The sequence below is a fragment of the Micromonospora sp. NPDC048894 genome, from assembly GCF_040649765.1.
GTDB classification, from domain to species: domain Bacteria; phylum Actinomycetota; class Actinomycetes; order Mycobacteriales; family Micromonosporaceae; genus Micromonospora; species Micromonospora antibiotica.
Genome location: NZ_JBEZFY010000018.1, coordinates 18530 through 42491 on the forward strand (window position 1 = coordinate 18530; position 23962 = coordinate 42491).

The window sequence follows — 23962 nt, forward strand, 5'->3', positions numbered from 1 at the left end:
CCGCCCGGTTTCAGTCGGCCAGCTCCTCCGCGAGCAGGTCCATCAGCAGCGCGTCGTGCCAGTGCCCGTCCGCGCCCCGCTCGTACCGCCGCATCACGCCCACCGGGCGGAACCCCACCTTCGCGTACGCCCGGATCGCCGCCGTGTTCGCCGCCGCCGGATCGATGGTGAACCGGTGGTGGCCGTACTCGTCGACCAGGTGCCGGACCAGGGTGCGGACCGCGTCCCCGCCCAGCCCGTTGCCGCGTACCGCCGGATCGAGGAAGACGTCCAGGCTGGCGTGCCGGTAGTCCGGGTCGGTCTCGGCGTACCACTGGATCGCCCCGACCAGCCGGCCCGCGTGCTCGACGACGTAGACCGTCACCGTGTCGTCGGCCAGGTCGGCCCGCACCGACGCGGCCAGGTCGTCACCGCCGCGCCACCAGCGGCGTACCTCCGGGGTGGCCCGGATCGTGGCCAGGGCGGGCACGTCCGCCTCCGTCACCGGCCGCAGCGTGACCGCCCGCCCGCGCAGCACGCCTCAGCCCCGCCGCTCGCCGTGCTCGACGCAGACCGCCGACCAGCCGACCGGCAGCACCTGCACCTTCATCCGCCGTCGACAGTGCCCGCAGTAGCGGGGCGGTTCCAGCACCCGGGCCGTCGCGCACCCCGGGTGCGGGCCCGCCGTGGCGTCCGCACCACAGCGGTCGCACCAGGTCGCGTCCGACGTCAGCACGGCGGACTCCGCCGTACGGCCGTCGGTGGTCGGGTCACCCGCGTCGGTCATCATCACCTCACAGGGTGGCGGAGAGGGCCTTGACCGGCATCTTCAGGTCGTCGAGCAGCTTCAGGTCGTCGGTCGCCGGCCGACCCAGCGTGGTCAGGTAGTTGCCGACGATCACCGCGTTGATCCCGCCCAGCAGGCCGTCGCGGGTGCCCAGGTCACCGAGGGTGATCTCCCGGCCGCCCGCGTACCGCAGGATGGTGCGCGGCATGGCCAGCCGGAACGCGGCGATGGCCCGCAGCGCGTCCTTGCCCTCCACCACCGGCCGGTCGCCGAGCGGGGTGCCCGGACGCGGGTTGAGGAAGTTCAGCGGCACCTCGTGCGGGTCCAGCTCGGCCAGCTGCGCGGCGAACTCGGCGCGCTGCTCCACGGTCTCGCCGAGGCCGAGGATGCCACCGCAGCAAACCTCCATGCCGGATTCGCGGACCATCCGCAGGGTCTCCCAGCGCTCCTCCCAGGAATGCGTGGTGACCACGTTCGGGAAGTAGGAACGGCAGGTCTCCAGGTTGTGGTTGTAGCGGTGCACGCCCATCTCGACCAGGTCGTCGACCTGCTCCTGGCTGAGCATGCCCAGCGACGCGGCGACCTGGATGTCGACCTCCGCGCGGATCGCGGCGACCCCCTCGCGCATCTGCTTCATCAACCGGTCGTCCGGCCCGCGTACGGCGGCCACGATGCAGAACTCGCTCGCCCCGGTCGCGGCCGTCTGCTTCGCCGCCTCCACCAGCGACGGGATGTCCAGCCAGACCGAGCGCACGGGGGAGGTGAACAGGCCGGACTGCGAACAGAAATGGCAGTCCTCCGGGCAGCCGCCGGTCTTGAGCGAGACGATCCCCTCGACCTCGACCTCCGGGCCGCACCACCGCATCCGCACCTCGTGGGCGAGCTGGAGGGCGGCGGGGACGTGCTCGTCGGGCAGGGTCAACACCGCGAGGACACCAGCCTGGTCGAGGCCGACGCCGTCGCCCAGCACCTGGGTCCGGGCCTGGTCGAGGATCTCTGGCATGGGTCGTACCCTACAAGGCCGCCCCGGGCCGGGAAACGCCCGAGCCGCCGCCCACCCACCGCCCCGGACCGGGCCCCGCCGACCCCGAGCCGCTGCCCCGGACCGGGCCCCGCCGACCCCGAGCCGCTGCCCCGGACCGGGCTCCGCCGACCCCGAGCCGCTGCCCGCCGGCCGCCCCGGTCCCGGCCCCGCCGACCCCCTCGACCGGCTCCGTCCCCACCCCCGCACGTCGGTGCGGCGGGCCCGCCGCCACGCCGGTGCCGGCCCGGCGGATGGTAATTTCGCCCGGCGGCGACAGCGCCGCCCACCCGCCCGGCGGTACGAGCCGGGCGGGGTCGGTCGTCCGGCAACAGGCGTCGGGCGGGACGGCACGCCGGGCGGTACGGGCCGGGCGGAGCGGGTCGAACGGCGGACGGAGGCGATGACCGGTGGCGGACTGGCTGGCGGCCCTGGACCGCCGCGCCGCACTGCGGGCGAAGGCGGGACTCACCCGCACCCTGCGCCCCCGCGCCGCCGGCGACCGGGTGATCGACCTGGCCGGCAACGACTACCTGGGGCTGGCCACCCACCCGGAGGTGGTCGCCGCCGCCGGCCGGGCCCTCGCCGGGTACGGGCTGGGCGCCACCGGTTCCCGGCTGGTGCGTGGGTCCACCGACGTGCACCACGCGTTGGAGGACGACCTGGCCGACTGGCTCGGCGTCGACCGGGCACTCGTCTTCTCCTCCGGATACCTGGCCAACCTCGCCGCCGTCCGGGGCCTGGTCCAGCCGCGTACCCTGCTCGTCTCGGACGCCCACAACCATGCCTCGCTGATCGACGGCTGCCGGATCTCCGGCGCGGAGACGGTGGTCACCGCGCACGTCGACGTCGACGCCGTGGCCGCCGCACTCGCCGCCGCGCCGGGCCGCCCGGCGGTGGTGGTCACCGAGTCGGTCTTCTCCGTCGACGGTGACCTCGCCCCGCTGGCCGCGTTGCACGCCGTGGCCCGGCAGCACGGTGCGTTGCTGCTGGTCGACGACGCGCACGCGCTCGGTGTCACCGGTCCGGCCGGGGCCGGCGCGGTGGCCGCCGCCGGGCTCGCCGGTGCGTCGGACGTGGTGGTCACCGCGACCCTGTCCAAGGCGCTCGGTGGGGCCGGTGGGGTGGTCGCCGGTCCGGCCGAGTTCGTCCGGCACCTGGTGGAGACCGGGCGTACCTTCATCTTCGACACCGCGCCGCCGCCGTCGGTCGCCGCCGGGGTGCGGGCCGCCGTGGCGGTGGCCCGGGCCGCCGACGACCTGCGGGCCGAGCTGGCCGACCGGGCCCGGCACGCGGTACGCCGCCTCGGCGCGGCCGGGCTGACCGTGTCCGCCCCCGACGGCGCGGTGGTCTCGGTGACCGCCCCCGGCCCGGAGGCCGCCACCGCCTGGGCGGCCGACTGCCGGGACCGGGGCGTCGCCGTCGGCTGCTTCCGCCCGCCGTCCACCCCGGACCACCGCTCCCGGTTGCGCCTGACCCTCTCGGCCGGGGTCACCCGAGCTGACTTCGAACACGCCCTGGAGGCCATCGTGGAGTGCGCCCCGCAGTCGCGAGCTGAGGTGGTGCCCGTGAGCGCGAGGAGTGAGCCGGGTTTGCGAGCCCCGCAGTCGCGAGCTGAGGTGGTTCCCGTGAGTGCGAGGAGTGAGCCGGGTTTGCGAGCCCCGCAGTCGCGAACCGAGATTCTGCCGTGAGCGGGTGGAAGGGTGCGGTGCTGGTCACCGGGACCGACACCGAGGTCGGCAAGACGGTGGTGACGGCGGCGATCACCGCTGCCGCGCAGGCCGCCGGCCTGCGGGTCGCGGTGGTCAAGCCGGGCCAGACGGGTACGGCCACCGGCGAGCCCGGCGACATCGACTCGGTGACCCGGCTGGCCGCCCCGCTGACCGGTCGCACCCTGTCGAGTTACCCGGACCCGCTCGCCCCGCTGGCGGCGGCCCGGGTCGCCGAGTTGGAGCCGCTGGAGCTGTACACGGCCGTCGATGCGATCCGCGCGGAGGTCGACAAGCACGACCTGGTGCTCGTCGAGGGAGCCGGTGGGCTGCTGGTGCCGATGGGGCTGCGCCCGTCGGGCGAGGCGTGGACGGTCGCCGACCTGGCGGTGTCGCTGGGCGCTCCGGCGGTGGTGGTGGCCCGGGCCGGGCTCGGCACCCTCAACCACACCGCGCTCACCCTGGAGGCGTTGGAGCGTCGGGCCGTGCCCGCCGGGGTGGTGATCGGTGCCTGGCCGGCGGAGCCGCAACTGGTGCACTGGGCGAACCTGACCGAGTTGGTGCCGAACCTGCTCGGCGCGCTACCGACCGGTGCCGGGTCGATGGACCCGGGGGTGTTCCGCCGGTCCGCCCCGGGTTGGCTCACCCCCGACCTGTACGGGGTGCTCGACGACTGGCGCACCTGGGCCGAGGACGCCGGCTGAGCGGTCCGCCGCCGGTGCCCTCACTCGGTGGCGGGGACGGGCCGGGGCTGGTCGTCCTGCGCCGGCCGTGGGGCGACGACCTGCACGCTGACGGCGGCGTCGCGGTTCTGCGCCTCGACCCAGGAATCCAGGGCGGTACGGCAGGCGTGGTCGACGTGCCGCAGGCCGCCGAGGTCCAGCCGTACCCGCCGGTCGTCGGGCAGCCCGTCGAGGGTGGTCAGGATGGTGGGCAGCCGCAGGAAGGTGGCGTTGCCGCTGATCGTCACGTGCACCGGGTCGACGTCGTCGTGCACGGTGACCCGGACGTGGGACGTCTCCCAGGCGGTCTTGACCACGGCCAGGCCGAGGCCGACGAGCACGCCGGTGAACAGGTCGGTGCCGAGGATCGCGACGGCGGTCACCACCAGCACCACAGCTTCGCCCCGGTGCTCCCGCCACAGCTCGGGCAGGGCCCGCCACGGCAGCAGCTTGCATCCGGCGTGCACGAGCACGGCGGCGAGCGCGGGCATCGGAATCAGCCCCACCAGGCCGGGCACGGCGGCGACGAAGAGCAGCAGCCACACCCCGTGCAGCACCCGGGACGCCTTGGTCCGCGCCCCGGCCCGGACGTTGGCGGAGCTGCGTACGATGACGGCGGTCATCGGCAACGCGCCGAGCAGGCCGCAGACGGTGTTGCCGGTGCCCTGGGCGACGAGTTCCCGGTCGAAGTCGGTGCGCGGCCCCTGGTGCAGCCGGTCGACGGCCGCCGCGCTGAACAGGCTCTCCGCCGAGGCGACCAGGGTGAACGTGACGACGGTGGCGAGCAGCCCCGGGTCGGTGAGGGCCGTCCAGTGCCCGAACGACGGTTGGATCGCCGCGAGCAGGCCCTCCACCTCGATGGTGGCGACCGGTAGCCGCAGGACGGCGCTCACCCCGGCGACCGCGACGACGGCGACCAGCGCCCCGGGGACCAGGCCCGGCCGGCCGGGCAGGGTGTCCCAGAGCAGCATGACCACGATCGTGGCCACTCCGACGGCGAGCGACACCTGTGCCGTGCCGGAGCCGGTGAGGTCCCCGACCAGGTGGGGCAACCCGGTGAAGCCGGCGAGGCCGGTCGGTGGGGTGTCGGCGCCGGCCAGGACGTGGAGCTGACCGGCGATCAGCAGCAGGCCGATACCGGTGAGCATGCCGTGCACCACGGCCACCGAGATGGCCCGGAACCACCGGCCGAGTCGTAGCAGCCCCAACCCGATCTGGAGCAGGCCGGCGACCAGCACGATGGTGCCGAGGCCGGCCAGCCCGTACCGGTCCACGGCCTCGGCGACGAGGACGGTCAGCCCGGCGGCCGGTCCGCTCACCTGGAGACTGCTGCCCGGCATCACCCCCACCACCAGCCCACCCACCACCCCCGTGACCAGTCCGAGCTCGACCGGTACGCCGGAGGCGACCGCGATCCCCACACACAGCGGCAACGCCACCAGGAACACCACCAGCGACGCCGGCAGGTCTCCGCGGACCGCCGCCCACCTCACCTGACCCCACCCCTCCACGCGCCTTGCCCACCCCACCCCACCCACCCCACCCACCCCACCCACCCCACCCACCCCACCCGCCTCGCCCCGGTGATCAAGAGCTTTGCGTCACCGTTGATCTCCGTTTTGACCAAAACTTCTTGATCAACCCAGGAGGGCGGGGGTTTGGGTGGGGTGGGGGAGTGGTGGGGGGTTGGGGTGGGGTGCACGCTGACCTCCCGGGTTGGTGTGGCGCTGGGCGTCACGTGGGTTCAACCCGTTGTGGTGAGTGACGGTTACGCCTGTTTGGGCAGGTCGGCAGGATGATGCGTGGACGTCATCAGCTCGAAAGGGGCCGACTGGGACACCGGTGCCGGCGAATCCGTGCCGGCGAATCCGTGCCGGGCGGGGGTCGGTCCGGGCCGGAGGTGTCTTGGACCGGAGGTGCTCCACCCCGGAGATGTTCCAGGTCGGGGCCGCCCCGGGCGGAGCTGCTGCGTGGAGCGGGAGCCGGGCCGAGGCGGGTCGGGTGGGGCGGGAGGCCGTGACTGCTCATCCGCACAGCAGGGTCGGCGAATCCGTACAGCGGGGCCGGGCGTACCTGCCCCGTTCACCCGTACAGCGGGGCCGGCGTACCTGCACCGGCGGCGGGCCCGGGCGGGGCTCAGGTCGGGCGGGTGTGGGCGCGGCGGACCACGAAGGCGTCGGGCATCCGGAAGGTGAGGTTGTCCGGGCACCACGGTGGACGGACCACCGTCACCGCGTCCAGCAGCGGTGCGGCCTCGGCGACCACCACCGCCGCTTCCAGCCGGGCCAGCTGCGCGCCGACGCAGCGGTGCGCCCCCGCCCCGAAGGCCAGGTGCCGGCGTGACCCGCGCTGCCCGGGACGGAACCCGGCCGGCTCGGCCACCACCTCCGGGTCGCGGCCGGCGCGGGCCAGCCACAGCAGCATCGAGCTGCCCGCCGGCACCGGTGTGCCGCCCAGCGTGGTGTCCGTCGCGGCCACCCGTCGCCAGGTGACGATCGGCGGCTCCAGCCGCAGGCCCTCCTCCACCACGTCGGCGACCGCGACGGTGCCGGCCCGCAACCCGGCGCGCACCCCGGGTTCGCCGGTGAGCCGGTGCAGCAGCAGGGTCAGGAACTGGCTGGTGGTCTCCTGCCCGGCGACCAGCAGGAAGAACAGCGCCCCCACCACCACGTCGGGGGAGTGCCCGGCGGCACGCAGCCGGGCCGCCAACCCGCCACCGACGGCGGCGAACTCCCGTAGTACGGCGTGGAAGCGGCCCACCTCGACGGCGAGGGTCTGCTGCCGGTCGACGTCCAGCGGGGCCCAGAACAGCTCCAGGGCCGCCCGCGCGAAGTCCTTCACCGCGCCCACCGGGGCGTCCGGCAGCTCGACCAGCCGGGCCAGTGCCAGCAGGGGCAGGTCGGCGGCGAGCCGGGCGTGCAGGTCGACCGGCCGACCGGCGGCCAGGTCGGCGGCGATCCCGACCACCCGGTCCCGTACCAGGGCCGTCAACCACGGCCGTTGGGCGGCCACCCGGTCCGGGTGCAGCGCCTCGGCGACGATCGCCCGGATCTCCGGGTGGCTGGGGCCGGCGTTGTTCGCCAGCGTCGGCGGCAACCGGAACCGGTGCGCGGTGAGCACCCGCAGCGCGGCCACCGGGATCGGCGTCACCGCGTCCAGGGCGTTGTCGGGTCGCCAGGTCACCGCGTCGGCGAGCACCTGCCGGACCAGCGCGTGCCGGGTCACCACCAGATGGCTGCCGCCGACCCGGTCGACGACCGTGGCCACGTCCGGCCAGGGCCCGTCGACGGCCCCCTCCCACCCCCGGAACAGCACCCGGTCACGCTAGCGGGCGGCCCCCGGCGGGGCGGGATCCAGCTCCCACACCGTGGTGTGCTTCACCCGTACGCTCTCCAGCGCCTCCGGCACCGGCACGTCGTAGCCGGCCAGCTCGTGGAAACGTTCCCGGGGCAGGAACGCCCGGCCCGGGTCGCCGACCAGCACCCGGGCGCCGGAGCGGGCGGCCCGCAGCAGGAAGCGCAGCACCCGACGGGCCATCGCCTCGCTGTAGAAGACGTCCCCGGCGAGCAGCACCTGCGCGTCCCCGGCGTTGCCGTCGAGGACGTCGGCCAGTTCGGCGTCGACGCGTACCCCGTTGGCGGCGGCGTTGAGGGCGACGGCGGCGACGGCCCGCTCGTCGATCTCCACCGCCCGCACGGTCGCCGCGCCGGCCCGCGCGGCGGCGATGGCGACCAGGCCGGAGCCGGAGGCGAGGTCGAGCACCCGGCGGCCGGCGACCACCTCCGGGTGGTCGGTGACGTACCGGGCCAACCCCTGCCCACCGGCCCAGGCGAAGGCCCAGAACGGCGGCGGCTGGGCGCTGCGGAACTCGCCCTCGGTCAGCTCCCACAGGCCGATCGGCTCGTCGGCCTGGTGCAACAGCACCTCGGGTACGAAGGCGACCGGGGCGAGCCGGGCGTGCAGCCGGACGAAGGCGGCGGAGAGTTCGGACACCCGCCCAGGATGTCAGCCGCACGTCGGCCGGCCCGGCGCACCCTCACCGCCGGCCGATGGTGCTCCCCACACCCATTTTCGGCGTGTCGTGGGGTGCGGGTGACCGGTTCACCACTGTCGGTGTTAACCCGACCCGCACTTGCCGCTCGGCGCGAACACGCCCGTCTACCGGCTTCCCCATCCTGCTCATAGCGTGGCGAGTGGACAAGACCGACGGGAGGACGAGGCGGTGGTGATGGTGTGGCGGAACGCGCTACGGGTCGGGGCGGTGCTGGCCTGCCTCACGGGGACAGGGCTCGCCGGGCCGGCACCGGCATCGGCGGCGGACCGCTTCGCCACCGAGCTGAGCGGCCTGCCCGACGAGTTCACCGCCGGTGACCAGGTACGAACGGTCTCGGCGGTGGTGTCCCGCAAGGGCAACGGCGGATGTGTGAAGGTCCGCTGGTCGATGGTGCTCTCGGTGCAGGGGCTACGACTGGACCAGGTCAAGATGGACCGGATCGAGGAGACCGGCTCGTTCCCGCTCGACATCCGGGCCGAGGGGGCGGTGGCCCGGCTGACCGACCGGCAACTCGACCCGGGCACCCTCTGCCCGGACCGCACGGTCACCGCCACCTACCGGGTGGCCTTCGCCGAGGACGTCACCCGGGGCCGGATCACCCTGGCCGCCGAGGCGTACGACCCGAACCTGCGGCTGCTCGCCCGGCAGAGCGCCACCCGGCAGGTCGTCGGCACGGCACCTGCGCCCACCACGGCGGCACCCGAGCCGACCACCGCGTCGCCGGAGCCGACCGAGGAGGTGCTGGAGCCGACCGCGGAGGAGACCGAGCCGACCGAGGAGGCGCTCGCCGAGGTGCCGCCACCGCCCGCGGCGAACCGTTCGGCCAACCAGAGCGGCGGTTTCGGTCTGGTGCAGGCGGCCTTCCTGCTCGGTGGGCTGCTGCTCTTCCTCGGCGTCGGCCTGCTGATGCGGCTGCGGCAGCTGACCCGGACCGCCGCCGACGGGGTGGAGGGCGATGCCCGCCCGGTCCGTCGACCGGTCCGGTGGACCACCGTCCGACGGTGATCGGGGGCCGCCGGGGCCGGGTGGCGCCACCACCCGGCCCCGGCGGGTTTCACTTCCCGAACACCTGGAACTCGGCGACGCGTACCTGGTCGCGCGCCGGGCTAGCGGTGGCGCAGTCGGTCTGGGTGGCCGGGTCGTCGTCCTGCTCACCGGCGTACGCCGGGCCGCCGGTGCACTGGCTGGCCAGCACCTCCAGCCGTACGTGGGTGGCGACGGTGGTCGGCACCCGGAACGACCGCAGGATGATGTCCCGGCTGTAGGCCCGGTACTTCCCGCCGGGGAACGCGTCGTCGGCGCTGGTGTAGACCCGGGTCCAGCGGGCCGGGTCGGCACAGTCGGTGGTGCTCGCGTCGCAGGTCGACACCGCGAACGACCGCAGCGCGCTCAGGGCGTTCTGCGCGCCGGGGTCGGCGTCGCCGGTGATCGCCGGGCGGAGCATGGCGCTGACGTTGACCCGCTGCACCGGCTGCGGCGTGCCGCCGGGCAGTGTGACGGTGACCCCCTTACCGGCGACCCCGGTCAACGACGCCCAGTTGGTGGCCTCGGTGTCGTCGCCGATCCGGTCCAGGTTCACCCCGTCGCCGGTGATCGTCGCCCCGGACGTGGTGGACGCCAGGTTTCGGCTCAGCCGCAGGTCGACGTACCCCTGCTGGCCGGCCTTGGCGACCACCTCCAACCGCTGGTGGCCGAACCCGGGGGCGACCGCCAGCACCTGGTACGTCCCGGCGACGGCCTCGAAGGTGGCCGGCAGCGGGGTGGCCGGGTCGGTGTCGGCGACCGGGGTGGCCCGCGCCTCGTAGTCGCCGACGTAGAGCCGGATCGGCGCGTCGGTGCTGTCGCCCCGGGGGCGCAGGGTCAGCGTGGCGTTGCCGCCGGTCGGGCTGGCGAAGCTCGGCGTCGGGTCGGTGTCGGCGGCGCCGACGGTGGCGGCGTCGCGGCCCATCCCGGAACGGGCGAACTCGGCCCAGATCAGCTCCTGGTTGGCCCCGCCGAAGCGCAGCCGGTCGGCGGTGAGCAGGTTGTCCCGCATGTCGAGCATGCTGACCTGGCTGGCCGCCTGGAGCAGGAACGAGTCGAAGACCAGCTGCACCCAGCGCCGGTTGCCGGGGCAGTTCTCGGCGGCCACCCGGCCCTGGGCGCAGTCGAGCTGCCGCTGCGGGGTGCCCAGGCCGTACTTCTTGACCAGGGCGGCGCGGATGCGGAAGTTGGTCGCGCCCCAGATCTCCCCGTCGGCGTGTACCGCCGGTCCGGCGGTGTTGTAGCCGACGTCGGAGTAGTTGAGCGGGCTGCGGCTAAGGTCGTAGTTGCGGATGCCGCTGACCAGGTTGCCGGTGACGTAGCCGCCGGTGACGAAGGGCGTCTCACCGGGGGCGCGCAGACCGTGCTCGTAGAGGTACTCGGCGGCGAGCAGGTCACTCCACGACTCACCCATCGCCCCGCCCTGGTGCCCGCTGATCCCGCTGTCCGGGCCGGCGATCATCCGGTTGGTGATGGCGTGGGTGTACTCGTGGCCGATCACCGTCATGTCGTAGTCGCCGTCCACGCACGGCGGGTACGGCCCACCGGCCTGCGGCTGCCACAGGTACATGTTGGTGGTGGGCGGCAGCCCGTCGCGCGGGGTGGACTGGTTGGCGTTGTTGCGGTTGCCGCTCAGCGCGCCCTGCTGGGCCCGCCCCTGCTCGGCGTCACCGCCCAGGCCGGCACCGCTGACGTTGACCGCCTGGAGGTTCCAGGTGGACTCGGTGAAGCCGAGGTGCCAGGCCCAGTCGTGCATCCGGTTGTGCATGGCGAACAGGTTGGCGGTGGCCGCGTCGGCGTCGTTGCGCTGGGCGGAGGTGAACGCCGCCGGGTTGCAGCGGGACTGGTGCCACTGGTCGGTGAACGGGTACTCGTAGCGCCGGTCCGGGCGGGCGGGTGCGTTGACCAGCGGGCTGCCGGCGCCCCAGGAGACCACCGTGTTGGCGGAGTTGCCCCGGGTGGTGCCGGTGGGGGCTCCGGTGGCCAGGTCGACGTCCCAGGGCTGCCCGCTCGCCGGGTCGCGGAAGGCGGCGACACAGTCGGGTGCGGGGCTGGCGCACCAGCGGACCCGGGGGTCCTGCCCGGGGGCGAGGTCCTGCGGCGGGGTGGCCGGGTAGACCGCCCAGCTCGGGTTGTCGGAGTCGAAGTCGACGAGGTCCTCGCGGAGCAGCACCTTTGCGCTGATCGCGTCGACGTAGGTGGTGAAGGCCGCCGGGTGGTCGCTGTCGCGGCCGATCAGGGTCACCTCGTAGGCGGTCCGGTTGCCGTCGAGCGGGGTGGGCACGGCGACCGGCCGCACCTGGTGGCTGGCCACCCCGGCGGCGTCCAGGCCGGCGTCGGCGAGCGCGGCGTCGTACGCCTGCGCGGCGGTGCGGGTGGCCGGGGCGGGGGCGGAGGTGTCCCGGGACAGCGAGGAGCTGACCGAGAGCACGGTGCCGTCGGCGACCGCCACGGTGACCAGGCCGTCGTGGCCGGCGGGCAGGTCGCCGAAGCGCTGCCGCAGGGTGACCACCGCGCCGTCGCCGACCGGGCGGACCAGGAGGCGGTCGAGGGCGGCGACCGCGTCGGCGTCCAGCCCGAACAGGTCCCGCTGCTGGGTGAGGTAACGCCGGGCGGCGGCCTCCGGGTCGGCGGGCAGGCCGGTGGCGAGCCGGGCCGGGCCGAGGGCGTGCGGGGTGCCGAGCCGGTTCCACCGCACCGGGACGCCGGTGGCCCGGGCCAGGCTGCGCTGGCGGGCGTCGGGTGCGGCCGTACCGGTGCGGTTGTCGACGTCGGCGCCCTGGTGGCGGTCGTCGGCGAACGAGCCGGAGCGGCCCGGGGCCGGGGCCGCGGTGTCGCCCGGTGCGGCCGTGGCGGTGCCTCCGCCGGGCAGCAGGGCGGCGACCACGGCGGCGGTCGCCAGTACGGGAACGAGCCGGCGTCGGTGCCGGCTCGTTCGGGGTGTCCACTCCGGTCTGGGCACGGAACCTCCTTGTGGGAGCGGGGACCGGCGCGACGCCGGCCCGGCGCAGGCGTGGTTACGCATGCGCATTCGTGGATACCAGGCGGATCGGGTGGGGGCAATGGCGCGCGGTGCGCGGATCAGACGAGTTGGGCGGGCTCGAGGCCCAGCTCCCGGGCGGTGACCAGCCGGATCCACTCACCGAACTGTCGCCGGGAGATCACCCGCTCGTGCACGGCGAGCTGGACGGCGAGCCCGTCCATCACCGCGTTGATCCGCCAGGCGGCCCCGGCCGGGTCGGCGCACTGGAAGGTGCCGTCGGTCACCCCGGCCGAGATCACCGCCGCCAGGTCCTGCCGCCAGCGCAGGTCCAGCCGGCGGCAGACCTTTTCCAACTCGGGGGTACGCAGCGACTCCGCCCAGCCGTCGATCCACATCGCCCAGGGGCGGCCGGTGGGGGTGTAGAGGCGCAGGATGCGCCGGAGCTTGGTCAGCGGCGGGGTGGCGGAGCGCAGCACCGCGTCCAGTCGGGACAGTTCCTGCTCGACGGCGTACGCGAAGGCCTGGGCGAGCAGCCGTTCCTTGGTGGCGAAGTGGTAGAAGACCAAGGCCTGGCTGACCCCGGCGGCGGCGGCCACGTCGGCGGTGCGGGTGTTGGCGAGTCCACGCTCGACGATCACGTCGCAGGCTGTGCGCAGCAGGGAATCCAGGCGGACATCGGCGGCGGCACGTCTCGTCACGCCGCTACGGTAACCCATCGACACGACCACAGGGAGTTACCGACCCGACCGATCGGGCAGGTGGCAGTCGGAAGCCGGACAGCGTCCCTCCGGCGCGTCGGATGGCTTCCCGACCTGTTCGGTGACGGTGCGACAGATCGGGGCACCGCCACCAGTCGACTTTCCTAGGACGCTCTGGAGGTGGTGGTGGCGCTCACCCCACCGCCCCGGACGCGCCGTCCGTCGACCCGATTTGGCATCGGTCCGACCGCTCGGCTAGAGTTTCCATCCGTCACCGGGTGTGTCCCGGAGACAAGCGGACGTAGCGCAGCTGGTAGCGCATCACCTTGCCAAGGTGAGGGTCGCGGGTTCGAATCCCGTCGTCCGCTCGGAGCTGCCGCCACGCACGACGGGGGCAACCTCGGTGGGGTGGCCGAGAGGCGAGGCAACGGCCTGCAAAGCCGTGTACGCGGGTTCAAATCCCGTCCCCACCTCGGTAACAAGCACGGGCGATTGGCGCAGTGGGAGCGCGCTTCCTTGACACGGAAGAGGTCACTGGTTCAAACCCAGTATCGCCCACACGGTCAGTAGGACCACCTTCCGCGTCCGGAAGGTGGTCCTACTGCTTTTCCCCGCCGGCCCTGCCGCCGGCCGGGACGTACCGCACCCCGCCGGATGCCGGGGAAGCCGACACCCGGTCCGGGCGGCCTCCCGGCTCGTGGGAGGTCAGCGCTCAGCGTCGATGCGATGTCTATCCTTGCTCCGACTCTGCCAAGGGACGTCGCGACGCCGGGTGGGTGTGGTGTGGGGGAGACCGGTCGGGAGGCGCTGCTCGCGTTCGCCGAGGAGTTGCGACGGCTACGCCAGCTCGCCGGCGGGCCGTCATTGAACACCCTGGTGGCGGTCGCCGCCCGGCGGGGCAGGCCACTGGCCCGCTCCACCCTCAGCGACAAGCTCAACGCCAAGTCGTTGCCCGACTGGGACTTCGTCACCGGCTACCTGGGCGCCTGCGTCGCGTACGCCGAACAGGCCGGCACCCGGTTGCCCGCCGACCTGACCGACCCGGCCAGGTGGGAGACGGCCTACTGGCGGTTGCGGGGCGCGGCGGACGCGGCACGGGCCGACGGCCGGCGGGCCGTCGCCCCCACCGACCGGGACCGACCGGCACCCGCCGGGACCCCGCCACCGCAACCGGGCGGGCGGACCCCGGAGTTCGTCCCCCGGCAGCTCCCCGCGACGGTCCGGCACTTCGCGGGTCGGTCCGCGGCGCTGGCCACCCTGACCGCGCTGCTCGCCGAGCCGGCCGGCCCGCCGGGCACCGTGCCCATCTCGACCATCTGCGGCACGGCCGGGGTGGGCAAGACGACCCTCGCCGTGCACTGGGCGCACCAGGTCACCGACCGTTTCCCCGACGGGCAGCTCTACGTCAACCTGCGCGGGTACGACCCCGACGCGCCCGCACTGGCCCCGGCGGAGGCGGTGGCCGGGTTCCTGGAGGCGCTCGCGGTGCCCCCGGAGCGCATCCCGGTGGGGCTGGCGTCGCAGGCCGCGCTGTACCGCAGCCTGCTCGCCGACCGGCGGATGCTGGTGCTGCTGGACAATGCCCGTGACGCCGACCAGGTGCGTCCGCTGTTGCCCAGCTCCCCGGGCTGCCTGGTCCTGGTGACCAGCCGTAACCAGCTGCCGGGGCTGGTCACGGCCGAGGGCGCCCGTCCACTGTTGCTGGACCTGCTGTCCCCGGCGCAGGGACGCGAGTTGCTGTCCCGGCGGCTGGGTGCGGTGCGGGTCGCGGCCGAGCCGCAGGCGGTGGACCGGATCGTCGCCGCAGCGGCCGGCCTGCCGTTGGCGCTGGCCATCGTGGCTGCGCGGGCCGCCACCCACCCGGACTTCCCGCTCGCCCGACTCGCCGCCGAGCTGACCGCCACCCGGGGCGCCCTGGACGCGTTCAGCGGCGGCGAGGCCGGCAGTGACGTGCGGGCGGTGCTGTCCTGGTCGTACCGGGGTCTGGACCCGGTGGCGGCCGGCCTGTTCCGGGCGCTCGGGACGCACCCCGGCCCCGACGTGTCGGTGGCGGCAGCCGCCAGCCTCGCCGCCCTGTCGACGGCCGAGGTACGCCGGCCACTGGCGGTGCTGACCCGGGCGAACCTGCTCACCGAGCACACCCCCGGCCGGTACACCCTGCACGACCTGCTCCGGGCGTACGCGGTCGAGTCGGCCCTGCAGACCGACTCCGCCGGTCTGCGCCGGGCGGCGCTCGGCCGGCTGCTCGACCACTACCTGCACACCGCCTACGCGGCAGCTCGGCTGCTGCACCGGCATCGCGACGACATCGACCTGCCGGCGGCGCTACCCGGGGCGACGGTGGTCGAGCCGGCCGACCGGGACGAGGCATGGGCGTGGCTCGCCGCCGAACACCGGGCGCTGCTCGCCGCGATCGATCTGGCGGCCGAACACGGCTGGCCGACCCACGCCTGGCAGTTGGCGTGGAGCGTCAACACCTATCTCGACCGGGTGGGGGCCTGGCCCGACCAGTCCCGCGTCCAGGAGGTGGCGCTACGGGCCGCCACCGCAGCGGTCGACCGCGACGGTCAGGCCCGCGCCCACCGCAACCGGGCCGTCGCCTGCCTGCGCCTCGGCGCGTACGACGAGGCCCACGACCACCTGGAACGCTCCCGGCACCTGTACGCCGAGCTCGGTGACCGGGTCGGCGGCGGCCGGACCGAGCTGAACCTCGGCATCCTCGCGGAACGGCAGGGCGACCACCGGCGGGCACTCGAACACGCGCAGCGGGCGCACCGGCTCTTCGAGGCCGCCGGGCACGCGCAGGGGCAGGCCAACGCGCTCAACAACATCGGCTGGTACCACATCCAACTCGGTGACCATGCCCGCGCCCTGGACTACTGCGGGCGGGCCCTGGCGCAGCAGCAACAGACCGGGAACCGGTACTGGGAGGCGCACGCCTGGGACAGCCTCGGCTACGCGCACCACCACCTCGGCCGGCACCGTGAGGCCATCGACTGCTACCGGCACGCGCTCGCGCTGTGGCGGGAGGCCGGCGAGCGGTACTTCGAGGCCGTCACGCTGATGCACCTCGGCGACAGCCGGCAGGCCGCCGCCGAGCCCGACGTCGCCCGGGTCGCCTGGCGGCACGCCCTCGAGGTGCTCGACCGGCTCGGTCACCCCGACGCCGCCCAGGTGCGGGAACGGCTCGCCGGTCCACCGGCCCCGCAGTAGGGGCCGTCGGCGCAGGACACCCGCGGGACGCGGGGTGGCGTCGGGTGACATGGCCGGAGCGTGCGGCATGCCGGGGCGGGGTCGGCGGGGCGGGCGATCTTGCCATCGGGTAGAGTTCACCCCGTCGCCGGGGAAACCGGGCGGCACGCGGACGTAGCGCAGCTGGTAGCGCATCACCTTGCCAAGGTGAGGGTCGCGGGTTCGAATCCCGTCGTCCGCTCTCGACCACGGGCGATTGGCGCAGTGGGAGCGCGCTTCCTTGACACGGAAGAGGTCACTGGTTCAAACCCAGTATCGCCCACCAGAGAATCACGAAAGCCCCGGCTCCACTGAGCCGGGGCTTTCGCGTTGGTCAGCTGTTCGGGTGCGGGTCAGCTGTTCCAGTGCTGGGCGACGAGGTCGGCGGCCTGGGTTTCCCACTGGGCGTAGTGGTCGGGGTACGCCGACACCTGGACGGTCTGGGCGGCCTTGGTCAGGGGCATGTCGTGCCAGCCGTCGACCTGCTTGAGGCCCTTGAGGAACGCCAGGGTGGCGTACTCGGGGTCGGTGATCTGCTCCACCGTGCCCCAGCCGGAGGACGGGCGCTGCTGGAACAGGCCCTGGGAGTCGTGGTCGTTGCGGTCGCCGAGGTGGCCGAGGTTCTCCAGCTTCGACTCCTGTAGGGCGGTGGCGATGGAGACCACGGCGGCGCGTTCGTCCATGCCGGCCTTCTTCGTCGCGGCGATTATCGCCTTGACGTTGCCGGTTTGCTCGTCGTTCAGGTCGATGCGGGACTGCTCGCCCTGCACACCGTGCGGGATCAGCTTGCCCTTGTCCACGGCCGGCTTGTCGGCCTGGACGACGGCGACGGGGCTGGTGTCGATGGTGGGGGTGTCGCCGAGGTGCAGCGGGCCGGCGGCGAGGCCACCGGCGAAGGCGAGACCGGCGATACCGAGGACACTCTTACGCAGGATCGTGGTCATGGGGAAGCTCCTTCGGGGGGTTGACACCCACCGGGCGCCCGTGGGGACAGGCGGCTGGGGATGCGGGCACCACGTCGGGGCGCTCATGGGGGAAAGTCCGAGGGGTTCCGGTCGGGGCCTGCCGCTGACGCGGTGGCCGCACGGGCCGGAGTCAGATACAACGACCGGGGTCCCGGGGTCATTCCCGGCGGGTGGCCGGGCCGGGTGGGTGCGGTCGTGCACCGGGTGTAACGACCGGCAGTGGTCGGTCATTCCGCGTCGCGGTGGTGGGTCATTCTGCCGGAGGTGGCTGCATCGGGCCCGGTGGCGGGGCTGCCGCTGCGGCCGTCCACCGGGTGTAACGCATCCGGGCCGGCCGGGATTCCGTCAGGCGGCTCACGGCCGTCACCTCCGTCCGCTTTCCGGACCGCCAGATTCGGACATTCTTCGCCGGGCTGGCGGGCTGGCGGGCTGCCGGGCTGCCCTTATGCCTGTGCTGGGTGCGGCGTCCCCTGCATCACTGTTGCGCGGAAAGCTATATGCCTGTGCGTCATAAATATGCCTGACAGGCATAACGGAGCCCGAGGAGTTGCCCGTCCCGTGGACCATTTTCAGCCGCTCACCGGTCCGACCGGCCGGATGGCCCGGTGACCGGCGGGATGCCCTCGCCACTCGGTCAGCGGGGACGAGCCCGCCGCCACCGCACTTGCACCGTCGTGACGCCAGTCGACACGCCACCGCCCCTGCCCACCCACACCGGGTGCACCGGGCCGCGCGTGACGTGGACGGAACCGACCCGTATGTCGGTCGACGACGGACCGGCGGGGGAAGTCGAGCAGTGCGCTGGCCCGGGTTCTGCCGACGGCAGATCCGCTGCCGGTGAACAGGGTGCCGCATCGGTGCCCCCGACCGGCAGGGTGGGACGGATGAGACTGCTGATGCTGGGCGGCACCGGGTTCGTCGGGTCCGCCATCGTGACCGAAGGGGTACGCCGGGGCTGGACGGTGACGGTGTTCAACCGGGGGATACACGGTGGCACCCCGCGGGGCGTACACCGGTTGCGGGGTGATCGGACCGCGCCGGGCGGGCTGGCCGAACTGGCCGGCGGCGGGTGGGACGTGGTGGTCGACACCTGGGACGGCGCACCCCGCGCGGTACGCGACGCCGCCACGCTGCTGCGCTGCGCCGGGCACTACGCCTACGTCTCCAGCGGCTCCGTCTACGCCCCGCCTGTGCGCCCCGGGGTCGGTGAGGAATCGGCGGTGGTGGCGTCGGCGGCCGACGACACCGGCGACGACGACTACGCCCGGTGCAAGGCCGGTGGGGAACTGGCCGCGACCGAGGTGTTCGGGGAACGCGCCCTGCTGGTGCGGGCCGGGCTGATCCTCGGGCCGGGGGAGGACATCGGGCGGCTGCCGTGGTGGCTGCGCCGGGTGGCCCGGGGCGGTGACGTCCTCGCACCCGGCCCGGCCGACCTGCCGGTGCAGTACGTCGACGTCCGGGACCTGGCGGCCTTCACGCTCGACCGGGCCGCCGAGGGCGTGGGCGGCGCGTTCAACGTGATCAGCCGCCCGGGGCACACCACCATGGGCGAACTGCTCACCGAGGCGGTGGCGACGACCGGGGCCGGCGCCCGACTGCGGTGGACCGACCCCGAGGTGCTCCTCGCCGCCGGGATCGAACCGTGGAACGACCTGCCGATCTGGATTCCGCCGGGCCACGAGTACCGCTGGTTGCAGGAGCGTGGCGTCGAGAAGGCGTACGCGGCGGGGCTGACCTGCCGTCCGGTGGCCGAGACGGTCGGTGACACCTGGCGCTGGCTGGGCCGGGTGGGGTCGGTCCCGCCCCGCGCGGGGCGGCCGGCGCGGGCGACCGTCGGCCTCGACCCGGCCCGGGAAGCCGCCCTGCTCACCGCGCACCGCCCCGGATGACCCGGACCGCGCAAGTCGAGCGTGGTACAGGCCGGGCGGCGGGGGTTCAGCCGGGTGCCACCGCCACGTCCAACACCTCGTCCACGCTCCGCCTCGGTGTCGCCACCCCCGGCTGGCCGTACCCGATCCGCATCACCATCTGCGGCGTGCCGAAACGTCCCAGCGACAGCCGTAGTGCCTCCCGCGCCCCCGACACCTCGATCGGCTGCGACAGCAGCGACACCGCGAGCCCCGCGTCGGTCGCGGTCAGCAGCACCCGCTGCAACGCCTGCCCGGCGAGCACCTGGTCGACGACCGTGTTGCCGGCCGCGCCGAGCACCGCCACCAGCGGTTCCGGTTCGAAGTCGCGGCCGGGGGCCCGGTCGAGGCCGCCGAAGCCCCGCGACGGCAGCAGGTCCTGCGGCTCGGTCTGCGGACCACCGGCGCGGGCCGGCACCCCGTCGGGGGCGGGCTCGGTGCGGACCCAGTCGGCGCGTTCGGCCCGGTAGGCGGGGTCGCGTTCGAGTACCCGGTGGGCGCTGCGGGCGACCTCGGCGAAGGCGTTGACGGGGCCCACCCCGATCACCAGTTCCAGCCAGCACTGTTCGGCGCGGGCCGCCTCGCCGAGCCGCCAGCGGGCGTCGGCGGGCACCGGGTCGGGCCAGAACGGCGCCCGGTTGCTGAACCGGCGGCCGATGGCCGCGTAGAGGCTCTGCTCGGTCGGGGTGGGGCGGCGCGGCAGTTCCGGGACCAGTCGGGCCAGCACGTCCGGGTCGGCCGGGTACGGTCGCAGCCGTACGGTCGCCGGGGTGCCCGCCACGGCCAGGGACAACCGCAGGTTGAACAGGGCCGCCCCGCCGGAGATCCGGGTGCCCCAACCGCTCGGGTCGGTGGCCGGCAGCCGGCGGGTCTGGTCGACCGACACCTCGATTCCGCCGTCGCGCAGTCGGAACCGCCACGGCTGGGTGTTGTGCAGGGAGGGCGCGCGGACGGCGTCCGCGACGGCGGCCCGCAGTTGCGTCTCGGTGTACCCGGTGCCCATGGTCGTGCTCCTTCCGTGGCGGTTCGTGCCGCTCCACCCCGAGCGGGGAACGTGTCGCCCCCGGCCGGCCGACGCCGCCCCCGGTTCCCGGTGGTGGTTCCCCTCCACGGTCCGTCACCGGCAGGTGGGCCGGGCAGGGCCGGACGTCCCGACCCACCGGGCCGCCCTTCCCACTGGCGGAGCGCCCCGTGCCCGACCCGCCAGGCCGGCCCAGTCGGCGTGACACGCGAGGGAGGATGGTGCGACGTGCCAGGTTAGGGACCTTCGGCCCGTGCACGAGCGCGTCCGGGCGGGTAGAAACGAGGGATGATCCGGGTGTTCCTCCTCGACGACCACGAAGTCGTCCGCCGTGGCCTGGCCGACCTGTTGCAGAGCAGCGGCGACATCGAAGTGGTCGGCGAGTCCGGCTCCGCCCAGGAGGCGTCCCGGCGGATTCCCGCCCTCCGCCCCGACGTGGCGATCCTCGACGCCCGGCTGCCCGACGGCAACGGCATCGACGTGTGCCGGGACGTCCGGGCGGTCGACTCGTCGATCAAGGGACTGATCCTCACCTCGTACGAGGACGACGAGGCGTTGTTCGCCGCGATCATGGCGGGTGCGGCGGGTTACGTCCTCAAGCAGATCCGGGGCACCGACCTGGTGGACGCGGTCCGTCGGGTCGCGGCCGGGCAGTCGCTGCTCGACCCGGCGATCACCACCCGGGTGCTGGAGCGCATCCGCAGCGGCGTCGAGCAGCCGCGCGAGCTGAAGAGCCTCACCGAGCAGGAACGCCGCATCCTGGAGTACGTCGCCGAGGGGCTGACCAACCGGGAGATCGCCGGCAAGATGTTCCTCGCCGAGAAGACCGTGAAGAACTACGTCTCCAGTGTGCTGGCCAAGCTGGGCCTGGAGCGCCGCACCCAGGCCGCCGTGCTCGCCACCCGCCTGCTCGGCCAACGCCTCTGACCCACCGACCCCGGCCGCCCGGGGGTCAGTCGCGCAGCGGGACCGACCAGTAGAGCTGGGTGCCGTGCGGCTCGATCCGGCGTACCTCGAACTCGCCGCCGTGCCGTTCGGCGCGTTCGCGCAGGTTGACCAGGCCACCCCGCGCGGCGGCCGGGTCACAGCCCACCCCGTCGTCGGTGACCGTCACGGTGACCCGGCCGGCGTCGACCCGGACGGCGACGGCGACCCGGTTGGCCTCGGCGTGGCGTACCGCGTTGGACAGCGCCTCACGGAGCACGGCGGTGAGGTCGGGGCGGACCGGTTCCGGCACGGCGCTGTCGATGGGCCCGTCCAACTCGACGGCGGGGCGGAAGCCGAGCGACCCGGCGGCCACGTCGACCGCCTCCCGGATCTCGGTACGCAGCGCCGCGCTCATCGGGGTACGCAGCTCGAAGATGGTGCGGCGGATGTCCCGGATGGTGGCGTCGAGGTCGTCGACGGCCGCGTTGATCCGCTTGGCGACGTCGGGGCGGGCGTGCATCGCGCCGCTCTGCAGTTGCAGGCCGGTGGCGAACAGCCGCTGGATCACCACGTCGTGCAGGTCCCGGGCGATGCGTTCGCGGTCCTCCAGGACCACCAGCAGTTCCCGTTCCTCCTGGCCCCGGGCCCGTTCCATGGCCAGGGCGGCCTGGCCGGCGAAGCTGGCCAGCAGGGTGACGTCGGCGTCGGCGGCCCGGCCGGCGTCGGGCCGGTGGGCCACCACCAGCACCCCGTGCAGGGTGTCGGCGGCGGCGAGCGGGGAGACCACCGCCGGGCCGGCGACCACCGGCACCGGCCAGGGTGCCGCCTCGGCCAGGTTGTCGAGCAGTTCCCGGCGACGCTCGGTGACCGAGCCGGCGAAGCTGGTCTCGCTGGCCGGCAGCAGCGCGCCGACCAGCCCGTCGGCGTCACCGTCGGCGGAGTCGACCACCTCGACGGTGAACTGCCCGGCGTCGTCGTCGTAGAGCAGCACCAGCGCCAGCTCCGCCTCGGCGACCTCCCGGGCCCGGCGGGCCACCAGGGTCAACGCGTCGGTCCGGCGTACCTCGCCGAGCAGCACCGAGGTGATCTCGGCGGTCGCGGCCAGCCAGCGTTCCCGACGGTGGGCCAGCGCGTAGAGCCGGGCGTTCTCGATGGCCACCCCGGCGGCGGCGGCCAACGCCACGACGATCTCCTCGTCGTCCTCGGTGAACTCCGCCGCGCCCTGCTTCTCGGCCAGGTAGAGGTTGCCGAAGACCTGGTCGCGGATGCGCACCGGCACGCCGAGGAAGCTGTGCATCGGCGGGTGGTTCGGCGGGAAGCCGTACGACTGGGGGTGCTGGGTGATGTCGGGCATGCGGACCGGGCGGGGCTCGTCGATGAGCAGGCCGAGCACCCCCCGCCCGTGCGGCAGGTCACCGATCTTCGCGTGCAGCTCGGCGTCGATGCCGTGGGTGATGAAGTCGTGCAACAGCCGGTCGGGACCGATCACGCCGAGCGCGCCGTAACGCGCACCGACCAGCTCGCAGGCCGCCTGCACGATCCGTCGCAGGGTGCTGCGCAGGTCGAGGTCGGTGCCGATGCCGACCACCGCGTCGAGCAGCGCCCGCAGCCGCTCCCGGCTGGTCACCACGTCGCCGACCCGGTCGAGCATCTCCTGGAGCAGCTCGTCGAGGCGGACCCGGGACAACGGGCTCAGCCCCAACGAGGGGACCGGATGGTCATTGCGGGAAGCAGGGGTGCTGGCGGCCACGCGGGCGAGTTTAGCGCCCGGTGACCGCCCGGCACGAGATCGTCAGGACCGCTGGTCGCGTACCGCGGAGGTGTCGACCACCTGCGCGGCCGGCAGCCGCGGGGTGTGCGGCGGGCCGGCGTGCGCCGGGTCCGCGAGCCCGATCCGCAGCACCAGGTACGGGTAGCCGAGCCCACTGAGCAGTTGCCGCAGCTTCTGCCGGGTGCCGGGCACCTCGACCACGCCGGACAGCGGCACCACCGACACCCCGTGCCGGGTGGCGGTCAGCCACAGTGCGGAGAGTGCCTCACCGGCCTCCAGCCAGCTGTCCGGTTCGTCCTCGTCGCCGTAGAGCAGCCCGTAGACGGCGGCCTTGTCGTGCCCCGGCCCCACCGGGAGGTTGCCGGGGCTGCCGAAGTCGCGGGCCGGGACGGTGGTCTGCGGCTGGTCCTGCGGCAGCACCTCCGGCGGCAGTCCGGTGCCGGTGTCGGCCCGGTGGGTCCAGTACTGCAACTCCTCGCGCGTCTGCGGGTCCTCCGCCTCCACGGTGCCGGCGTGCGAGGCGGTGGCGGCCAGCTCCATCACCTGGTCGGCGTCGAGGATCTGCAACCGGGCGCCCTCGTCGTCCGCCGCGCGGGTGATGTCGTCGACCACCTCGGCGGGCACCGGCTCGTCGCTGACCGGCCGGCGGTCGGTGTGCCGGACCTGCATGCACTGCACCAGCCGCATCGCGTCCGGGTCGGCCCCGGCAGGGGTCAGGCCGGTCAACCGGGCCAGCAGGTCCGGTTGCTGCGGGTCGGGCAGCCGCTCGACCACCGCCGTCCAGCCTTCGGCCGCCAACGCCACCCGGGCGTGGTGCAGGGCCGCGCCGCAGCTGAGCGCCAGCAGGCGGCCCTCCGGGTCGGCGGCGGTGAGCTGCCGGTCCCGGACCACCCGCAGTTCCAGGGCGTCCGGCAGGACCCGCCAGCGCCACGGCTGGGTGTTGTGCACCGACGGGGCGTGGCCGGCCGTCGCGGCTGCCTCCGCGAGCGCGGTGGTCAGCGGGCGGTCCGTCGCGGGCGTCTGGTGGCTCATCGGCACGACCTTTCCGTTTCTCCCATCGTGCCCCACCCGGTCGGTCCACGGGCGGGGATACCGTCCCATCCTGCCCCGTCCGCCCCGGTACGGACACGGCGGCAGGTCCCACCCGGACGGGCACTTCGGCCT

The 23962-nt window shown here is 74.3% G+C and carries 17 protein-coding genes, 5 tRNA genes and 1 pseudogene; 11 read left to right on the forward strand and 12 right to left on the reverse strand.

All coding sequences use genetic code 11. The features are described from left to right. Nucleotides 1-10: 10 nt before the first annotated feature. From AB0C22_RS28100 to bioB, 3 genes are read right to left on the reverse strand one after another with little or no spacing between them, the layout of a single operon-like run. On the reverse strand, nt 11-517 hold the full coding sequence (locus tag AB0C22_RS28100) for a GNAT family protein (protein ID WP_219468803.1): 507 nt from the start codon (nt 515-517) through the stop codon (nt 11-13). 3 nt (nt 518-520) lie between these two features. After that, a complete protein-coding gene (locus tag AB0C22_RS28105; RefSeq protein ID WP_255599156.1) occupies nt 521-766 on the reverse strand; it encodes a hypothetical protein in 246 nt (81 codons plus the stop codon). A 7-nt stretch (nt 767-773) separates the two neighbouring features. Next, nucleotides 774-1769, reverse strand: coding sequence for a biotin synthase BioB (gene bioB, locus AB0C22_RS28110; RefSeq protein ID WP_208570754.1), 996 nt, complete (start codon nt 1767-1769; stop codon nt 774-776). 428 nt (nt 1770-2197) lie between these two features. Here bioB and AB0C22_RS28115 point away from each other — a divergent pair. After that, a pseudogene (locus tag AB0C22_RS28115) lies at nt 2198-3331 on the forward strand (8-amino-7-oxononanoate synthase); the annotation flags it as partial. Between the two features lie 164 nt (nt 3332-3495). Further along, nucleotides 3496-4200 (forward strand): dethiobiotin synthase, encoded by a 705-nt coding sequence (gene bioD / locus AB0C22_RS28120; RefSeq protein ID WP_219470807.1) that lies wholly within the window; start codon nt 3496-3498, stop codon nt 4198-4200. A gap of 20 nt (nt 4201-4220) precedes the next feature. Here the strand turns inward: bioD and AB0C22_RS28125 are convergent, their stop codons facing one another. The 3 genes from AB0C22_RS28125 to AB0C22_RS28135 form a co-directional block, all read right to left on the reverse strand. Next, a complete protein-coding gene (locus tag AB0C22_RS28125; RefSeq protein WP_219468810.1) occupies nt 4221-5711 on the reverse strand; it encodes a SulP family inorganic anion transporter in 1491 nt (496 codons plus the stop codon). A gap of 643 nt (nt 5712-6354) precedes the next feature. Further along, nucleotides 6355-7533, reverse strand: coding sequence for a cytochrome P450 (locus AB0C22_RS28130; protein WP_219468811.1), 1179 nt, complete (start codon nt 7531-7533; stop codon nt 6355-6357). 9 nt (nt 7534-7542) lie between these two features. After that, nucleotides 7543-8211, reverse strand: a complete 669-nt coding sequence (locus tag AB0C22_RS28135) for a 50S ribosomal protein L11 methyltransferase (protein WP_357537944.1) — start codon at nt 8209-8211, stop codon at nt 7543-7545. A gap of 193 nt (nt 8212-8404) precedes the next feature. On the opposite strand from AB0C22_RS28135, the gene AB0C22_RS28140 reads away from it, so the two are divergent. Beyond that, on the forward strand, nt 8405-9277 hold the full coding sequence (locus tag AB0C22_RS28140; RefSeq protein WP_308291064.1) for a hypothetical protein: 873 nt from the start codon (nt 8405-8407) through the stop codon (nt 9275-9277). 49 nt (nt 9278-9326) lie between these two features. Here the strand turns inward: AB0C22_RS28140 and AB0C22_RS28145 are convergent, their stop codons facing one another. After that, on the reverse strand, nt 9327-12257 hold the full coding sequence (locus AB0C22_RS28145; RefSeq protein ID WP_357537946.1) for a M36 family metallopeptidase: 2931 nt from the start codon (nt 12255-12257) through the stop codon (nt 9327-9329). A 119-nt stretch (nt 12258-12376) separates the two neighbouring features. After that, a complete protein-coding gene (locus AB0C22_RS28150) occupies nt 12377-12976 on the reverse strand; it encodes a TetR/AcrR family transcriptional regulator (protein ID WP_219468817.1) in 600 nt (199 codons plus the stop codon). A 295-nt stretch (nt 12977-13271) separates the two neighbouring features. Between AB0C22_RS28150 and AB0C22_RS28155 the strand changes: the two genes are divergently transcribed. The 6 genes from AB0C22_RS28155 to AB0C22_RS28180 all read left to right on the forward strand — a co-directional run bounded on the left by AB0C22_RS28155 (nt 13272) and on the right by AB0C22_RS28180 (nt 16493). Beyond that, nucleotides 13272-13344, forward strand: a tRNA-Gly gene (locus tag AB0C22_RS28155). Nucleotides 13345-13378: 34 nt separating this feature from the next. Continuing rightward, nucleotides 13379-13449 (forward strand) — tRNA-Cys (locus AB0C22_RS28160). Nucleotides 13450-13462: 13 nt separating this feature from the next. After that, nucleotides 13463-13534 (forward strand) — tRNA-Val (locus AB0C22_RS28165). A 225-nt stretch (nt 13535-13759) separates the two neighbouring features. Then, nucleotides 13760-16189 (forward strand): tetratricopeptide repeat protein, encoded by a 2430-nt coding sequence (locus AB0C22_RS28170; RefSeq protein ID WP_308291065.1) that lies wholly within the window; start codon nt 13760-13762, stop codon nt 16187-16189. A gap of 147 nt (nt 16190-16336) precedes the next feature. Next, a tRNA-Gly gene (locus tag AB0C22_RS28175) sits at nt 16337-16409 on the forward strand. A 9-nt stretch (nt 16410-16418) separates the two neighbouring features. Beyond that, nucleotides 16419-16493, forward strand: a tRNA-Val gene (locus AB0C22_RS28180). 67 nt (nt 16494-16560) lie between these two features. Here AB0C22_RS28180 and AB0C22_RS28185 read toward each other — a convergent pair. Then, nucleotides 16561-17151, reverse strand: coding sequence for a hypothetical protein (locus AB0C22_RS28185; protein WP_219468823.1), 591 nt, complete (start codon nt 17149-17151; stop codon nt 16561-16563). A 905-nt stretch (nt 17152-18056) separates the two neighbouring features. Between AB0C22_RS28185 and AB0C22_RS28190 the strand changes: the two genes are divergently transcribed. After that, nucleotides 18057-19061 (forward strand): NAD-dependent epimerase/dehydratase family protein, encoded by a 1005-nt coding sequence (locus AB0C22_RS28190; protein WP_219468826.1) that lies wholly within the window; start codon nt 18057-18059, stop codon nt 19059-19061. Between the two features lie 46 nt (nt 19062-19107). On the opposite strand, the gene AB0C22_RS28195 is transcribed toward AB0C22_RS28190, so the two are convergent. Next, nucleotides 19108-20082 carry a nitroreductase gene (locus AB0C22_RS28195; protein WP_219468829.1) on the reverse strand — a complete coding sequence of 325 codons (975 nt, stop codon included), beginning with the start codon at nt 20080-20082 and terminating at the stop codon, nt 19108-19110. A 306-nt stretch (nt 20083-20388) separates the two neighbouring features. Here AB0C22_RS28195 and AB0C22_RS28200 point away from each other — a divergent pair, with 306 nt between their 5' ends. After that, a complete protein-coding gene (locus tag AB0C22_RS28200) occupies nt 20389-21027 on the forward strand; it encodes a response regulator transcription factor (RefSeq protein WP_219468831.1) in 639 nt (212 codons plus the stop codon). Nucleotides 21028-21052: 25 nt separating this feature from the next. Here AB0C22_RS28200 and AB0C22_RS28205 read toward each other — a convergent pair whose 3' ends face one another. Both AB0C22_RS28205 and AB0C22_RS28210 read right to left on the reverse strand, forming a co-directional pair. Then, nucleotides 21053-22723: a GAF domain-containing sensor histidine kinase gene (locus AB0C22_RS28205; protein WP_219470809.1), complete on the reverse strand. Its 1671-nt coding sequence runs from the start codon at nt 22721-22723 to the stop codon at nt 21053-21055. A gap of 96 nt (nt 22724-22819) precedes the next feature. Next, complete coding sequence (locus tag AB0C22_RS28210) at nt 22820-23830, reverse strand: nitroreductase family protein (RefSeq protein WP_255597936.1); 1011 nt, start codon at nt 23828-23830, stop codon at nt 22820-22822. Nucleotides 23831-23962: the final 132 nt, after the last annotated feature.

What these genes read in the sequence shown, in the direction of transcription:
- AB0C22_RS28105 (WP_255599156.1), bottom strand. Translation starts at nt 766, where the DNA reads ATGACCGACGCGGGTGACCCGACCACCGACGGCCGTACGGCGGAGTCC.
- bioB (WP_208570754.1), bottom strand. Translation starts at nt 1,769, where the DNA reads ATGCCAGAGATCCTCGACCAGGCCCGGACCCAGGTGCTGGGCGACGGC.
- AB0C22_RS28185 (WP_219468823.1), bottom strand. Translation starts at nt 17,151, where the DNA reads ATGACCACGATCCTGCGTAAGAGTGTCCTCGGTATCGCCGGTCTCGCC.
- AB0C22_RS28190 (WP_219468826.1), top strand. Translation starts at nt 18,057, where the DNA reads ATGAGACTGCTGATGCTGGGCGGCACCGGGTTCGTCGGGTCCGCCATC.
- AB0C22_RS28195 (WP_219468829.1), bottom strand. Translation starts at nt 20,082, where the DNA reads ATGGGCACCGGGTACACCGAGACGCAACTGCGGGCCGCCGTCGCGGAC.
- AB0C22_RS28200 (WP_219468831.1), top strand. Translation starts at nt 20,389, where the DNA reads ATGATCCGGGTGTTCCTCCTCGACGACCACGAAGTCGTCCGCCGTGGC.
- AB0C22_RS28210 (WP_255597936.1), bottom strand. Translation starts at nt 23,830, where the DNA reads ATGAGCCACCAGACGCCCGCGACGGACCGCCCGCTGACCACCGCGCTC.